This is a genomic window from Flavobacterium poyangense (assembly GCF_011751075.1).
Classification (GTDB): Bacteria; Bacteroidota; Bacteroidia; order Flavobacteriales; family Flavobacteriaceae; genus Flavobacterium; species Flavobacterium poyangense.
Genome location: NZ_JAALLN010000001.1, coordinates 671,046 through 686,835, shown reverse-complemented (window position 1 = coordinate 686,835; position 15,790 = coordinate 671,046). Strand labels below are relative to the sequence as shown.

Here is a 15,790-nt window from a genome sequence, read left to right as displayed (position 1 = left end):
TTTTGCAAGTCACTTGTAGAAAAGAACAAATAATTAATCCAAAAGAAAACCAAAATGAACAAAAAAACGATTTCACTTATCAGCTACCTGACTATCGTAGGCTGGTTAATATCTTTTATTATTTACCACAATGGAGGAAGATCCTCATTTGCACAGTACCATTTAAAACAGTCTTTTGGATTGGGGATTTTGGGTGTGGCATTAGGGCTTATGTTCATTCCAATAATTCCGATAGATCCTTTAATTTCAACGATTTTTACTATATTAAGTGCAGGGATCCTAATCGTTTTGATTTTTGGCGTATTAAATGCGATAAACCAAAAAAGAAAACCAATACCTTTTATTGGACTTATGTTTGTTGATAGATTTCATTTTATAAAATATTAATTCTAAATCCATTAGAAGCACTTGTTTTTAACACATAGAAACATAGTTTTGAAACTGTAAAAAGACGATTCACTTATTTAAAATTTAAATTGTCAGTCTGGGCGAAGTCGAAGACCTGGTAGTTTATCTATGTAATAGAAATGAGTTTTTCTTTTGCGTTCTTTTTTAGATAAAATTTATGTTTCTATGTGTTAGGTATAATTTTAAGAATTGTACTCAATGGATTACTTCTAACTAATTTTACTTTGTTGAGACCGTTTAATAGCGGTCTCTTTTTTTTAATAAAAATAAGTTTGGTGCAGTTTGAAAAGCGCACAGGAAATATATTTTTAGTGTGTTAAGTATTTGTAATGTAGTAATTTGTAATTACTCGTACGCGTTGTTTTTATTACTCGTACTTATTTTTCATAACAAATGCGTTCGAGTGTTTTTATTCGGTCGCATAGGGTTTGTGTCATTCGCATATTTGTATCGAAATAAGTTTTAACCTAAAACACGATACAATGAAAACCACTATCTATTTATTAATTTTTACAGTACTAATTTCAAGTTGTCAAACAAGCAATAAAGTACTGACAAGCCAAAGAGACTATAGTTTTCTTACTGACAGTTTAAATATAGAACAACAATTAGAAAAGCATAAACTACCGGGATTTAGCCTTGTTGTTTTTGAAAACTACAAAATTGTATATTCCAATCAATTTGGAGTGAAATCAGCAAATTCTAAAGAAAAGATCGATCAGAGCACTGCTTTTTCTACCGCATCAATTTCAAAACCAATAACGGCAATTCTTTGTTTTATGCTTGAAGAAAAAGGATTAATAAATTTAGATGATCCAATAGACCAATATTTAAAACGTTGGCATTTACCAAAAAGTAAGTTTATTGAAAACAATAGTCCAACTTGGAAACAACTCCTAAACCATACCGCTGGTACCACTCAAGGAGGATTTGAAGATTATTATGAAGGAGATACGATTCCGACAATAAAACAAAGTCTTTTAGGGCAAATACCAAGATATGATAAAGAAATCGACTTCTTGTTTACGCCGGGAACCAATTGGCAATATAGCGGTGGCGGTTATGTAATTATTCAAATGGCATTAGAAGATACTTTTAATAAATCTATTGCAGCACTGGCACAAGAGTATATTTTTTCTCCACTTGATATGAAAAACACTACTATGATTCAGCCCAATGAAAAGGGATTTCTATCCAATGTGGCTTTAGTTCATGATAAAGACGGAAAAGTGATCAGAACAGGATTGCCTATCACACCACAGGTTGCGCCTTCCGGGATGTGGTCGACACCGACAGATTTGGCTAAACTTGCTATTGAAATGCAAAATGCCCTGCGCAATAAAAACAACAAAGTGTTTTCTCATAACCTTGCAAAAAAAGTAACGGAAGTTACTGCTTTAAAAAATGCCGTTGGAGGTTGGAGTTATGGCTGGCAAAAAACGTTTGGGTACAACAACTACGATTGGTTTTCCTGTAATGGCTCTAATACCGGAGTTGGAGGTAATGTCCTTGCTACTATGACAGATGGAAATGGTATTATCTATCTTGCCAACGGCGAAAAACCAAATCGTTTTCCTGTAATGAACCATACGCGAGAAAAGATTCTGACATTGATGAATTGGGACAACAAAATAGCTAATGAAGACACTCAGGAAATACCGGCAATTTTAAAAGAAAAACTAATCGGGACTTATGACGATTTCCTTTACGGACAGGAAATGGAAACTAAAATTGTAGAAAGGAATAATCGTCTGTATGTTGAATCTCAACTTCTGGAATTTTTTAAAGGAAAAAATGATAATGAGTTGTGCTATCTAAAAGATGGATCATTTAAGATTACAGATTATCCTAACGGCTTAAAATTCGATTTCAGTGAAGGAAAACCAACCGTTGTAATCTTAACAAGAGGTAGCTTGAGTGCTAAAGTAGAATTAGTTAAAAAAGGGAAATAACAGTTGTCAGCTTTGGAAGTATAGACTTGTAAGCTAAGGTTGTAATGACAATCAGCACTGCAATTTTTTGATTGGAGAGTACCGATAGAGTCTTTTAAGATTTAATTGTTGATGAAAAGGAGTGGGGACCAAATTTTTCTGCTCCTTTTTTTGTGTGATGATCCCAGCTAGTAACACAAGTCATGATTTGGAAAAGGAATTTGCTTATTGTGAAGGACTTTTTGTGGAGCGGGGTTTGCATGTCATTTCGACGCAAGGAGAAATCACGAACGTTTTGCTGTCATTTCGACGAAGGAGAAATCACACCAGTAATTCGACAAAGATTGGGAATTTTTTTACGGAGCTTAGTGTACGATTTACTTCGTCTATGTGCTACTGTAAACCCATGAGTATTATTTTTATAGATGGAATATTATTTTTAGAGTTTAAAGCCAGAGATATTTATTGTAGTAACTTTAAGTGAATATTCTGGTTGTCAGGGATTTATTTTAAAAATTTATAACTGTAACCGATTAAAATAAACGATGAAAAAAATAATAGTGTAAATGCAGATATAAACACTAAGAAATTATTTTTTGGTCTTAGATTAATTTTTATAAAAAAATAAAATAGTATTGCGGCAATATAGGGTAAAACAAACAGAGTGACTATTTGAAGATATAGATTTTCAACTGTCTTTTGCTGATATGTATTTAAGGTTATTAGATTTTTATGAAAATCATTGTTGGTAATTTTCATACCTTCCAAAATAACGAATATGGAAATATATCTGACTACTATTGATGTTGCTATTGAAAAAAATAGCAACTTTAAAATTTCTTTATTTTTTATTTTCATTTGGTTTTTGTTGTTTCATTAATATGGTTTAAGAATGAAATACTCCCGATAGCGCCCACAAAGAGAATTAAAAAAAGTAAATATAAAGCAAAAAAGCCTCAGACCTCTCTAAAGATTTGTCTTAGTAACAGAAGTAGTTATTACATCAACAACAAATAACCGCTAATATTTCTGATTTTTATAAGCAGTAATTCTAACAAAAATGTTAAAATTAAAAACTGAATTCGTATATTGTTCTGCTAAAATTAGCTATACCAAGCATGTACATTTTAAAATAGTTGTCTTTAAACGTTTTTCAGTTCATTTTAATAGAAATAGTCCAGCTTATGAAAAAAATATTAATACTCTTCATTGCATTCTTAGCTTTTACAGCGTGTTCAAAACAGGAAGGAAAAAAGAATACTGCTATCACCGGAATAGATTCCACATTACGACCTGGGAATGATTTTTTTAAATATGTAAATGGCAAATGGTATGATTCTGTGTCAATACCTGCATCTCAAGCCGGAGTTGGTGTTTATATGTTTATGAATTACCCACAACGAATACGTCTTCAAGGAATATTGGACAGTATTTCGCAAAGCAAGAATCCGGCAGGAAGTATAGCGCAAAAGGTAGGTGATTTCTATGCATCAGGTATGGATACTGTAACCATTGACAAACGCGGTTATGCACCTATCAAACCTTTGCTTACCAAAATTGAGGCAATTAGCGATTTAAAGTCCTTAATGAACTTTGTAGTTAACGAAGTAAAAGTGGACAATTCCTCTATCATAGGTTTTGGAGTGTCATCCGATGAAAAAAACAGCAGTATGAACATTGCTCTAATCTATCAAACGGGTATTGGTTTGCCAGACAGGGACTATTATTTCAAATCAGATTCATCAACTGTTGCCATACAGGAATCGTACAAAAAATACCTTACGACATTATTTCAACAAACCGGTAGCAATGCCATAGAGGCTAAAAAGAATGCTAATTTGGTTTACGATATTGACAAACAACTCGCCACCTCGCATAAAACAAAAGTTGAACTTCGGGATGTGCAGGCAAATTATAATAAAACGGCTGTAACTGATCTTGTAAAAAGACATCCCAACATAGACTGGAATACTTTTTTGAATAAATTAGGTGCTAAAACCGATTCTATTAATGTATCTCAACCTGCTTATTATGATGCCCTAAATAAACTCTTAAAAACCATACCGATTAATAATTGGAAAATTTACCTGAAGGCAAATTCTATAAAAAGATATGCAGACGATTTAAGCAAACCTTTTGTAGATGCTTCATTTGAGTATACCAAAGTGCTTTCGGGTCAGGCTGTTCAAAAATCTCGTGGCGAAAAAATGGCTAATGTCGTTGACAATTACTTAGGCGAAGCGTTGGGTGAATTGTATGTAAAGAAATATTTTTCGGAAGATGCTAAAAAACGAATGTTAATCCTCGTGAATAATCTGCAAAAAGCCTATGCCAAAAGAATTGATAAACTGGAATGGATGAGTCCCGGTACGAAACAAAAAGCCAAAGAAAAATTGTTTGCAATTACTAAGAAAATAGGATATCCGGATAAATGGAAAGACTATAAGAATGTACACATAGCCAGAAATACCTATTTTGAGAATATGGTTTCGGCCGCTACAGCCGCATACCAATTTCAATTGGCAAAATTGGGTAAACCGGTCGATAAATCAGAATGGTATACTACAGTTCCAACCGTTACGGCATATAATAACCCTACAGCAAATGAAATTGTTTTTCCTGCGGGTATTTTACAACCCCCATATTTTGATAATAATGCAGATGATGCGCTTAATTATGGAGGTATAGGAATGGTTATCGGTCACGAAATAACCCATACTTTTGATGATCAAGGTGCTCAATATGATAAAGATGGCAACTTAAAAAACTGGTGGACAAAAGAGGACTATGCACAGTTTAAGTCAAGAATACAACAGGTTACCAATTTGTACAGTACCTTTACCGTTTTAGGTGATCTGCACATTAATGGCGCAATGACAGTTGGTGAAAACACAGCAGATATTGCCGGAATAGCAGTTGCCTATGATGCTTTTAAAATGACCAAAGAAGGACAAGGAAATACAAAAATTGACGGTTTTACCCCGGACCAACGCTTTTTTATCTCTATAGCTAAAATATGGAGAGTAAAAATGAAAGACGAGTTCCTGCGTTTGTGGATAAACAATAATCCGCATTCTCCACCAAATTGGCGTGTTAATGGTCCACTAATGAATACGACACCTTTTTACGAAGCCTTTAATGTACAACCAGGAGATAAAATGTTTTTACCAAAGAAAGATAGAATTACAATTTGGTAATATATTAGATTTCCATAGTGTTGTTGTGAAAAGCTGCGGAAATGTAAAAAAAGAATACGCAGAATCATTAAAAAGCCGTCTTAAAGAATTAGAACTGAGACGGCTTTTTTTGTTTGTTCTGACCGATATTTAGGTTTCGAACACTTGTGATTTGTAATCTGTGCCCACAAAAATTTTTGTAATATTTGAATTTTAAAAGCACAGTTTTTTATGTTTTTAAGAGATTTTGAAATTACTAATCTTTACGGGAACAGATTACAAATCTGCGCTAACGGATAAGTTTTGTTTATAGTAGCCAATCGCTTACAGATATGATAGTGTCTTGTAAGTATGAGTAGCAATTAAACAAACCGCAAGACCTTTCAGACTTACGGTTTACATTTTACAACTTGAATTAATTTCTATTTTTTGTTCTAAAATTTCCGTTTCTTTTCTAACTTCAAATATTAGTATTTCAATTTTCTCCAGCAACGTTATTATTTTTTTTGATGATGGAAAATTTGAAATCTGATTATTGAAATTATTGGTGCTATTATTCACATTGTTTGTAGTCAGGCTTTCTACATCCATATTATAAAAAGCGGCAATTTTTTTTAAATTTTTATAAGTCGGATAGAAAATATCACTTTCCCATTTCCCATATATTGTTTGAGAGACTTCTAAAATATGTGAAATTTTTTTTTGGGATATTTTTTTGTTCATTCTTAATTTCAGCAATTTAGTTCCTAAAGTCATAGTTTATTTATTTGACAGCAATGTATTACAAAAAAACTTTAGTTTTAATTAATTAAAAGTAAAATTTAAAGAATAAACTCAAAAAAACACATTTATTTGTATTACTTTTTATCAAAAGTGATTTCTGATATTTTCAACTGTCACTATATAAACGTCAAAGAAGTAATACTTAAAACCTGATATAATGAAAAAAACTTATTTAGTAGTTGCTATGATTTGCATGGCATTTATCTCTTGTAGCGAAGACGAAACAGCTGTAGAAAAAAAGCAAGCGGGAAGCGAAAAAAGAGAAATTCTTAATTTCGTTTCATATGAAAAAATGGATGAAAAGATAGGCGAAATATCTTTACTTAAAAGAGAAATGGAGACAAATACGGCAAGTAAGTATACTTCTGTAGGATATTCCAACAAAATAGATAAATCAGGAGGTTCAATATTAATCAATCTGAAAAAGTATCATACTGATCGTATAAATGATATTTACTCGTTAAGAAAAAAACTTAATTTTGTTAGTATACAAAGTATTGCGGATGAAATAAATTCTTTGAAACTTATTAATCCACTTAAATCAAATGAATTATTTACTGCACATAAAGAATTCTTAACCCGAGATAAATTTGAAGTTACAACTATTTTTAAAAATGAAACATCTAATGTAATAAATGAAAATGGGAAAATTTTAATTAATGGACAAATTGTTGATTTAAAAAAATCAGAAAACGGAAGCCAGACAGGAAGATATTTGAATGATGAATTAGTCAAGGAAGGCCAAGCAGCACTTTCGCCAGATTGGCGTTTTCAAGTTGTTTATGTAGCTGGAAGGCAAAAGCATAAAGATACTTTTGGCCGTACTTTTTTTAGATATTTTACTGAATTTAAAGCATATTATATGGATCCTCTTCAAGGGCATGTAGCAACCCCGACTACTTATACAGTAACAGAAAACTCTATAGCGGGGTTTTCACAAAGTGGAGATAATCCATTAGCAGATTTTGCCTTTATTCTGCAATATCCTTCAGGTACCGGTAGTACACTTAGAAATGTCGATGGTCAAAAATGGACTGCATATCAGACAGAAGGAGGTTATATCAAAGGGACTTTTTCTGGTGCCGGGTATGTATTAAATTGTGATTTAAATTATACTCGATAGCTATCTTTTCTCTGAAATAAAGAAATTGAGAAAAAGAAGTGTTTCAGATTAGATGTTTTATAAAATTAAAATAAACGAAAAAAGCTTCAGAGAAATCTGAAGCTTTTTTCGTTTGTAGTCTGAAGCAGGTAATTCTCAATCATTTTTTAATTGATTTGAATTAAATTAGTAAAGTGTTTTTGTTCTTTAGGAGAGAATAGACTAAAATTTCAATAGTATTGATATTACATAGAATCTTTTAAAGAACATGGCAAATGAATTTTTTAATAATAAGAAATAATTTAAAAATGGAGGATATTTTTGTTATTGTTGTGATGTTTAAGCTAAATGTGGTAAACTATAATTACATAACAAATTAAAAGCTTAATTTCGCGCACTAAATTAAAAAATGAAAATTTCAAATTACTATTTGAAAGACTATCAAAAAAATTAAATTAAAATTATTATGCAAGTTAAGTCACTATTGTTGTTTTTTTTTCTCTTTGTAATCTCTGTAAATGCTCAAATTTACGTCCCAGGTGGTTTAGTTCAAACGTCTACAAATAGTAATGTTGGGATTGGAACTTCGTTACCAATAGCAAAATTTCATATTGTTGACACAAATGGTGGAATTTTCTTTGATGGAGTAAATGCTACTTATAATAGACTTAAGTCAACAGCAGTTGCCCCGGTAACTCCAAAACCATTATTAATTAGCGCCCAATTATCAGGAACCACTCCTGATATTTATATTAATACTTCTGGAAATGTAGGTATAGGAACAATGAATCCTACTTCTCTGTTTACAGTTGCCGGTAACATTAACTCACGCGAGGTTAAAGTAAGCGTAGATGCAGGTGCTGATTTTGTTTTTGAAAACAATTACAATTTGCCGTCTTTGGACTCGGTTAACAGATACATCAAAGAAAACAAACATTTGCCAGAAATTGCTTCTGCTGATGAAATGAAAAAAGACGGAATTAATTTATCAGAAATGAATATAAAGCTTTTGCAGAAAATTGAGGAATTAACACTTTATACTATTCAACAAGAACAAAAAAATAATCACCAAAGTTTAGAAATTGAAATGTTAAAAAAAGAAAACAAAGCCATTAAATCTATTCTTGATAGATTATCTCAAATCGAGCAAAAATTAAAATAACAACTACGAAAAAATAGTTGTCCTTAATATTATTTGGAAGAACAATTTGTTCAAATGCTCAACAAAAATAATATTCAATTGTGTTTCTATTGGAAATCAAAGAGAATCAAAAAAGTAAATACAAAGACAAAGCTTCAGATTTTTCTGAAGCTTTGTCTTTGTATTTATAACGTGGTATTCTCGAACCATTTTCAAGGAGATTTAATTAAATCGAAGAAAGTAAATAATTTAAATTAGATATTTAGGTCTACTTTAACTTCCTCTTTTTTGGACTTTGACGATTTGAAAAGAATGATATAATTTCAATTGTATTGTCTTTCACTTGGTAGTATAAAGTATTGTGTTTTGCAACAATAACTCTGCGGATTTCATTTTTAGTATCTGAAGCTTGAAATAAATTTGGGTCGTGAGAAAGTAAGTTTACGGTCTTTTCAATCTCTAATGCAAGATTTTTTAACTCTCTGTTTGCCCAGTTTTCTTGGAGATATTCGATTGTGTTTTTTAATTCACTTAAAGCAAAATCTGTCTACAGTATTTTATAACCATTTGTCATAAAGTTGTTTTGCTATCGAATGTGAATTTAATTTTCCGGCTTCAGCATCCTGTAATCCTTTTTCAATAGATTGTTTTTCGTTTTCAGAAATTGAATCCCACCATTTTTTATTTTCTTCTTTTTTTAAATCGATAATTTTATTGAGAATAGCTAAATCCTCAATAGTTGACAACCATTGAATAAGTTCTAGCTTTTTGCTTTGTATGTTTAATTCAGCTTTCATGTTCAAAATAAGATTACTTTTTCAAAATTAGATTTTAATTTCAAAAGTTGTATATAAAGCGATGTTAATATAAAACAATACGAGCCTCCCGAGTTAAAAAAATAAATGTTTTTATAAAAAGTCGTAATTTGGACTCGAGCGATAGCGAACAGGCGAAGCAGTTTTAAAAATTTGGAATTTCCCACAAGTTAGCTTAAAAACAAAAAAAGCCTCAGATTTCTCTGAAGCTTTATTTTTAGTAGCCCTAACAGGACAATTCTCGAACCGTTTTCATGAGGATTTAAATAAATTAAGTACAGTTTGAATTATATAAAGAACAGAAAATGCTAAAATAATTTGGTCTTTTTAATTGATATTCTATGAGAAATAACTTTGCAGTTTCGCAGGTACTGCGACACCTTTCTTCTGTAGGATTTTTTTATATTCAAGAGTTAGGGGAGTAGCGGGTGTAAAAATACTATTAAATCTTTCAAGTAGCCAGTTTGAATTATCCTGCTGATTGTAATGTTCAACCAATTTCATAATTAAATCTTCATCAGCAGGGTAATTTTTTATTACTCCTGCGATAATATCCGCTTTTCCATTTACCCATAAATATGAATTTCCCTTAATAAAACGTGAATTTTCTATGATTTCTTCTTTAAAAATATTAAAGAAACCATTTTCTTTTAAAATATGGTGATCGATATATGAAGTCGGATAATCATTTAAATTGCCTATCAATAATTTTAACACTTCAGTTATTTCATTAGGAGGTATCAAACCATTTCTTAAAAAAGATGCAAGCAGTACTGCTTTATTACTACATGAATCTAATTCCGTCATCCAAAATTTTCTAACCTCTTCCGCAGAAAAATTAAATGTCAAAACCTTATCAGGATTGCCGGAAAAAAATTCTCTTAGATAAAATTTATTTTCTTTTATAATGGAAATTAGATTTGTGTTTATAAAACTTTTATTAACCTCTAAACTTCTGCTGATCAGTTTTTGTTTATTTGAAGATAGGCTGTAAGAGTACGGTCCGTCACTTAAAAGTTTATTCCAAAATTCTTGTAATTTTGTCCTTTCAACTGAAAATTCAATTTGCTGGATAAGCGGAGTTATATCTTTGTCAGGAGGGGTGACTGTAGGATTAAAATGATTTATGATTTTATTAAGCAGCGACTGCATACCACCTTCAATTGTTATTTTGGATAAATTACTCTCAATAAAAGACCAAAATGACTCAACGTGCGAATTATCAATAATATTGTCTTTGTAATGTGCACAGTCATTTCTTCTGTCTTTCCAGTATCTAATCTGCTGTCTGAGGTTTTCGTTAATGTTGAATATTGGATCTTTTGTTCTTGTTTTGGTTGTCTGATCAATTTTTTCTTGGCGTAATACCGATTCAAAAACTAATGCTTCCCAAAGGTTTTCATTTTGCAGTTTTGCGGTTAAATTGTCCCATTCACCCTGAGGGAATAAGCTTGGTTTGGTACCGCTGATTATTCTTTCTTTAAGGATAGTCAGAAAAGCAACATAGGAAAAAAGTAAAGAAGCCCTGTTTGCACCAGCCTTGTAGCAGGTTACGGCATCCACGAAAAGCACGTTCACATCTTCTGAAAAATTATTATCAGAAATCCAGTTCTCAATTTTAAGTTTCATTTCAAATTATTTTTATGCATTTATAAAAAGTTAAATTATGTAAATATTTAAAGGGATAATATTTAATCTTACATATACCTTAATATGATAGAGGTACTATCTTTTTTAATCTATATGTGATCGTTTTTCTTAAATTCAACGGTATGAATAAGGGATTTAATTTTTAGGGTAAGATTATAAAGTTTATTTAGATTTCCATATCATTTATATTTTATTAGCACTTTTTTATTAGTTCAAAACTAGAAATATAACAGGTATTTGTGGGTTTTTTGTTTTGCTTTTTCCCGAAAATATTTTTATCCCAATTTAATGTAATTAAGATTTTTCGGGATTAAATAATAAGATTAAAGTCTAAAGTTTTTAATGTTTCATCTTAACTACTGTTAGAGCAATTTAAAACTTATGAATATTTCATTTTTTTGTTAAAATGTAATTGCAAGGTTTTTTTATACAACTTATTGATTATTAAGTTTTTATTTAAAAAAAATGATTTTTTTCTTGATTTTAAGAAAATATAGTGTATTTTCTTAAAATTTTTATTCTGGAAAATTTTTTTATGTAATTTATAATTTTACTTTTGGTAAAAATAATCTCACTTTAGTCTTCCTAATAATAATCAAGTGCACGTGATCAAAATTGGATAAAAAATGTGAATATTTTAGAAATGTAAATTATTTATTAATCATCTAAAAAAGTAACGATGAAAAAATTAGCATTAAAAAATTTAAAAGTTAAAAAAGTTTCTAAAGAAGAGCAAAAAGCGGTTAAAGGTGGTTTTCTATCTTTATGGAGCTGTAGTGATTCTACTCAATGTTGGAACGAAAAAACAGTTACATTATCTTGTTCAAGTTGTGATATAGAGCAAGCAGACTAATTAATTTTTTTATTAATGTTTTGTAAATAAAGCAATTACATATAAAAAACCTGATTATTTATTGGAACTACCTTTAATTAGGTAGTTTCTTTATTTATAAATACTTTATTTAAAGTTCTCTCTATGAATATTCTTTGTTTCGGTACTAATTTATGGCAGAAAATTAGATTGGTTTTGCCATATACTTTTTGTATGAGGCTTTTTATGATTTATACAGTTATTGTGATGAATTCAACATTTATGTTTTCCCAAGAGTCTTTTGGTGCCAAATCATATGCGATGAGTGAAAAAAATGACTATTCTTTTTTAGCAAAAATTCTAGAAAATAAGAGAGTTGTTTTATTGGGAGAACAAACTCATGGTGATGGTGCTACTTTCGAAGAAAAAGTAAAAATTGTAAAATACCTTACAAATAAATTAAAATTTAATACGATTGTTTTTGAAAGCGGGATGTATGAAAATTATAAGGCTTGGAAGTTATATGCGGCAGGGAAGGCAACTTCATCAATTTATAATGAAAGTATTTATTCATTATGGTCAACAACGCAATCCTTTCAAAAATTATTAGATCATATTGATCGAAAAGCGATTCTAAAAGATACAATTAAAATTATTGGTTTTGATTGTCAGGAGAAAGGAGAATTGTTTAAGAAATATTTTATTGATGATTTAAAAAAAACGTTTAATGATCGTAAAATCATTATTGATGATCAAACATATAACACAATTGAAAAAGTTTTTGTTGATAAGAATTTGAAAGAATTTGCTGCTAATAAAAAAGATTCTATTTATTTATATCAACTATATGAATTGCTTTTAAGTTCATTTCAGAGGATGCATAATCTTAGTACAGATGAGAAAATGATCAAGCAGGTGGTACTGAGTCAGATTGCACAAGTTGATTTTGATATCAAGATTTTACAGGGGCAGAAAATTGCTTTTCAAAATCCCAGAGATGCGCAAATGGCAAAAAATCTTATATTTTTAACGGAGTTATATCCCAACGAAAAAATGGTTTGTTGGGGAGCTTCTTACCATTTTTCAAATCGTATCAAGGATTTTGATTATACAGATATAACCGAAGATTATTTAAAGAGACAATTAGCATTGGAGCAAACAAATTCAGTTAATTCTATCTCGACTTTTGAAGATGTAAAAATGCTGGGAGATGCACATCCGATGGGTGAAATTTTAAAGGATCATTTCAAAAGTAAAATATACAGCATTGCCTTTTCGAGTTTTGAAGGGGAATACGGAATTGCTGCAGGCAAGTCTTTCCCTATTTTAACACCACCATCAAATAGTATAGAGCAAACACTTGCTCAGGGTAACAACAATAAAGTCTTTCTTGATTTTGATAAAAAATTTATGGGGAAATATTATTGTTCCGCACTTGGGAATATGCCTTTAAAAGCAAATTGGAATTCCATTTTTGATGGTTTGTTTTTTATAAAAACAGCATTTGCTCCACCATTAAACTCATATAAAAGCCAAGACATTTCTTCTGCTGATAGTCAGAATTTTTCGATCTCTGGTGAAATTTCAGAATTTGTAAGTGATAAAATTATTCCAAATGCTGATATCTACCTAATGAATTGTAATAAAAGTGTAGTGGGCAATGACAAAGGGATGTTCCGTTTTACTATACCAAAAAGTAGTTTTAATGATAAACTGATTATTTCAGCAATGGGTTATTATTCTGATACACTATCGGTTTCACAGTTAGAAAAATCCAATAAGGAATTATTGAAAATTAAGCTCAAGAAAGAAACGGATGTAGGATTTTCTTTAAATGAGGTGTTGATTTCGTCTGCAAAAAAGAAAATGAATACTTTATCCGCTAAGGCAATCTTAAAAAGAGCAAAATCGGCTATTCAGGATAATTATTACCAGCTACCTTTTAATCAAAAATTCTTTTTTAGGGCTCAAACTAGAAAAGAAACCGATCTCACTTTTAATGAAATAGCTTTTATAAATACCTATAATCCAAATGGCTTTAAAGTCTCGCAAGATCCTGCAAGTAATTATTTTGGAGAGATACTTCAATACAAGAATATTGCAAATAATGAATCAAAGGAAAATTGGAAAGGAATAGGTTATTTAGGAGTAATGGTTTTTAGAAGTATCTTATTAAGCAACCAAAATGTACTTTATAAAACGTCTTCTTTTGATCTGCAAAAGGAAAAAATCATAGAATACAATGGTAGAAAAGTTTATGTAATTAGCTTTATCAATAAAGCTCCCGACGTATTTTCAACTGGCTTTGGAAACCCTCCCCCTAAGTCAGCTACAGGATATATTTATATAGATGTAATATCCTTCGCTATATTGAAATTCGAACATTTTGTGGTATTACATCCGGATCAACCTAATGATCAGGAAAATGTGATAATAGAATCAACACATAAGATTACCGAGACATTTAAATTAGTGAATGGAAAATATTTTATTAATTACTGTAATGAAAAAGTAGAAAATAAATATTTATCCAAAAAAGATAAGAAATTTTTGAGCGAATTGAATACTAACTATGATTTGATGTCGGTCGATATAACAACAGATAATGTTGAGATAATTTCCCGCCCGATTGACCGTCTGAAATTAGATGCTGAAATCAAAGATAATTCCGAGTATTTGAATTATAATAATTTTCTTTTGGAAGATGGAGATATCAAGTTTTAGGTATATAATTAATATTTAACATTTATAAAGAAATGCAGAATATAGTTTTTGATATTGAAAAACAAATTTGGGCAACAGTACCTAAAGAGAACAGAATAGGTATACTTAATGGTCTTTCAGGGATTGCATTATTTTATAATTCACTTTTAGAAATTGATAATAGTAAAGAGTTTCAGGAAAAATTAATAATAATTATCGAAAGGATTAATGATATCGTCTCAGAGAACGTCTGTCTGCCATCTTTCTGTTCAGGGTTAGCAGGTTACGGATGGATTTTGTTAAGAATCAATAAGGAGATAATCGATATAGATGAAGATTACTTTTTGTCGCTTGATGAAATTTTGCTAGAGGAATTGACAGGACAGGCTAATGAAGATGACTATGATTTTCTGCATGGGTCTTTAGGGATTTCTATGTACTTTATTGAAAGATTTAAACAAACAAAAGATGAGAGTATAAAAGGGATTTTGACTGATTACATTACAGAATTAATTGGAAAAATATCTGCAAATTTAGAAGGAGTATTGATTAGAGAGGATGGTGTAGACAAGTGTCATTATATTTATTTTGGTATAGCACATGGTGTTGCAGGAGTAATAAATATATTGCTTTATATCAAACAAAATTTAGATGTCCAAATAAATAATTTTGATGAGTCAATTAGAACATGTATCGATTATTTAAATAAGTTCAAAAACTATAATGATAAATCAAAACAATTTTATCCGAATCATTACCTGACAGAAAATAAAACTTTTGCTCAATCTCGACTATCTTGGTGCCAAGGAGATCTTGGAATAGGAAATGCACTATATAATGCAGGGTTGTTTTTTAAAGATGTAAAATTGCAGATTGAAGGTGCTGAATTAATTGAATTTACAAAAAAAATCTCCTTAAGCGATTCAGGTGTTAAAGATTTTGGGATCTGCCATGGAGCTACTGGAATTATAATGCAGTATTATCTGGCTGGTAAAAGAAGTGAGTCAGATTACCAAGGTGTCATCAGTATATGGCTTGATATTTTACGAGATCAAACCAATGATTTTAGCAGTTTTCTTGCTATGAATCATAAAGGTTACGCAGTGGAGACCAATATATTAGAGGGATCAGCTGGACTAGGTCTGGTTTTACTCTCATTGGAAGATAAAATAAAACCGGATTGGCTCAACTGTTTAAATCTCTACTGATGAAAATAAGGATATTTTTTAAACATTCCTTTGTAGTATTTTATCATGGAGAAACCATTGAC

The 15,790-nt window shown here is 30.5% G+C and carries 11 protein-coding genes and 1 pseudogene; 8 read left to right on the top strand and 4 right to left on the bottom strand.

The window, feature by feature from the left end; all coding sequences use genetic code 11:
* The first annotated feature begins 54 nt into the window (after nucleotides 1-54).
* The 3 genes from G3A47_RS02755 to G3A47_RS02745 all read left to right on the top strand — a co-directional run bounded on the left by G3A47_RS02755 (nucleotide 55) and on the right by G3A47_RS02745 (nucleotide 5,536).
* Complete coding sequence (locus tag G3A47_RS02755) at nucleotides 55-387, top strand: DUF4870 domain-containing protein (RefSeq protein ID WP_166920179.1); 333 nt, start codon at nucleotides 55-57, stop codon at nucleotides 385-387.
* 503 nt (nucleotides 388-890) lie between these two features.
* A complete protein-coding gene (locus G3A47_RS02750) occupies nucleotides 891-2,360 on the top strand; it encodes a serine hydrolase domain-containing protein (protein WP_166920177.1) in 1,470 nt (489 codons plus the stop codon).
* Nucleotides 2,361-3,523: 1,163 nt separating this feature from the next.
* Nucleotides 3,524-5,536 carry a M13 family metallopeptidase gene (locus G3A47_RS02745; protein WP_166920175.1) on the top strand — a complete coding sequence of 671 codons (2,013 nt, stop codon included), beginning with the start codon at nucleotides 3,524-3,526 and terminating at the stop codon, nucleotides 5,534-5,536.
* Nucleotides 5,537-5,911: 375 nt separating this feature from the next.
* Here the strand turns inward: G3A47_RS02745 and G3A47_RS02740 are convergent, their stop codons facing one another.
* Nucleotides 5,912-6,271 (bottom strand): helix-turn-helix domain-containing protein, encoded by a 360-nt coding sequence (locus G3A47_RS02740; protein ID WP_166920173.1) that lies wholly within the window; start codon nucleotides 6,269-6,271, stop codon nucleotides 5,912-5,914.
* A 184-nt stretch (nucleotides 6,272-6,455) separates the two neighbouring features.
* Between G3A47_RS02740 and G3A47_RS02735 the strand changes: the two genes are divergently transcribed.
* Both G3A47_RS02735 and G3A47_RS02730 read left to right on the top strand, forming a co-directional pair.
* Nucleotides 6,456-7,421, top strand: coding sequence for a hypothetical protein (locus G3A47_RS02735; RefSeq protein ID WP_166920171.1), 966 nt, complete (start codon nucleotides 6,456-6,458; stop codon nucleotides 7,419-7,421).
* A gap of 445 nt (nucleotides 7,422-7,866) precedes the next feature.
* Nucleotides 7,867-8,562, top strand: a complete 696-nt coding sequence (locus G3A47_RS02730) for a hypothetical protein (protein ID WP_166920169.1) — start codon at nucleotides 7,867-7,869, stop codon at nucleotides 8,560-8,562.
* 247 nt (nucleotides 8,563-8,809) lie between these two features.
* Here the strand turns inward: G3A47_RS02730 and G3A47_RS24000 are convergent.
* From G3A47_RS24000 to G3A47_RS02720, 3 genes and pseudogenes are all read right to left on the bottom strand, one after another.
* Nucleotides 8,810-9,067, bottom strand: a pseudogene (locus G3A47_RS24000) (type II toxin-antitoxin system RelE/ParE family toxin); the annotation flags it as partial.
* 31 nt (nucleotides 9,068-9,098) lie between these two features.
* The gene (locus tag G3A47_RS02725; protein WP_166920167.1) at nucleotides 9,099-9,338 is read right to left on the bottom strand and encodes a hypothetical protein; all 240 of its coding nucleotides are present in this window, start codon (nucleotides 9,336-9,338) and stop codon (nucleotides 9,099-9,101) included.
* A 357-nt stretch (nucleotides 9,339-9,695) separates the two neighbouring features.
* A complete protein-coding gene (locus tag G3A47_RS02720) occupies nucleotides 9,696-10,985 on the bottom strand; it encodes a hypothetical protein (RefSeq protein ID WP_166920165.1) in 1,290 nt (429 codons plus the stop codon).
* 700 nt (nucleotides 10,986-11,685) lie between these two features.
* On the opposite strand from G3A47_RS02720, the gene G3A47_RS02715 reads away from it, so the two are divergent.
* The 3 genes from G3A47_RS02715 to G3A47_RS02705 all read left to right on the top strand — a co-directional run bounded on the left by G3A47_RS02715 (nucleotide 11,686) and on the right by G3A47_RS02705 (nucleotide 15,728).
* Nucleotides 11,686-11,859, top strand: a complete 174-nt coding sequence (locus tag G3A47_RS02715; RefSeq protein ID WP_166920163.1) for a hypothetical protein — start codon at nucleotides 11,686-11,688, stop codon at nucleotides 11,857-11,859.
* A 123-nt stretch (nucleotides 11,860-11,982) separates the two neighbouring features.
* Nucleotides 11,983-14,541, top strand: coding sequence for an erythromycin esterase family protein (locus tag G3A47_RS02710; protein ID WP_166920161.1), 2,559 nt, complete (start codon nucleotides 11,983-11,985; stop codon nucleotides 14,539-14,541).
* A 32-nt stretch (nucleotides 14,542-14,573) separates the two neighbouring features.
* Nucleotides 14,574-15,728, top strand: a complete 1,155-nt coding sequence (locus G3A47_RS02705) for a lanthionine synthetase LanC family protein (protein WP_166920159.1) — start codon at nucleotides 14,574-14,576, stop codon at nucleotides 15,726-15,728.
* Nucleotides 15,729-15,790 lie beyond the last annotated feature (62 nt).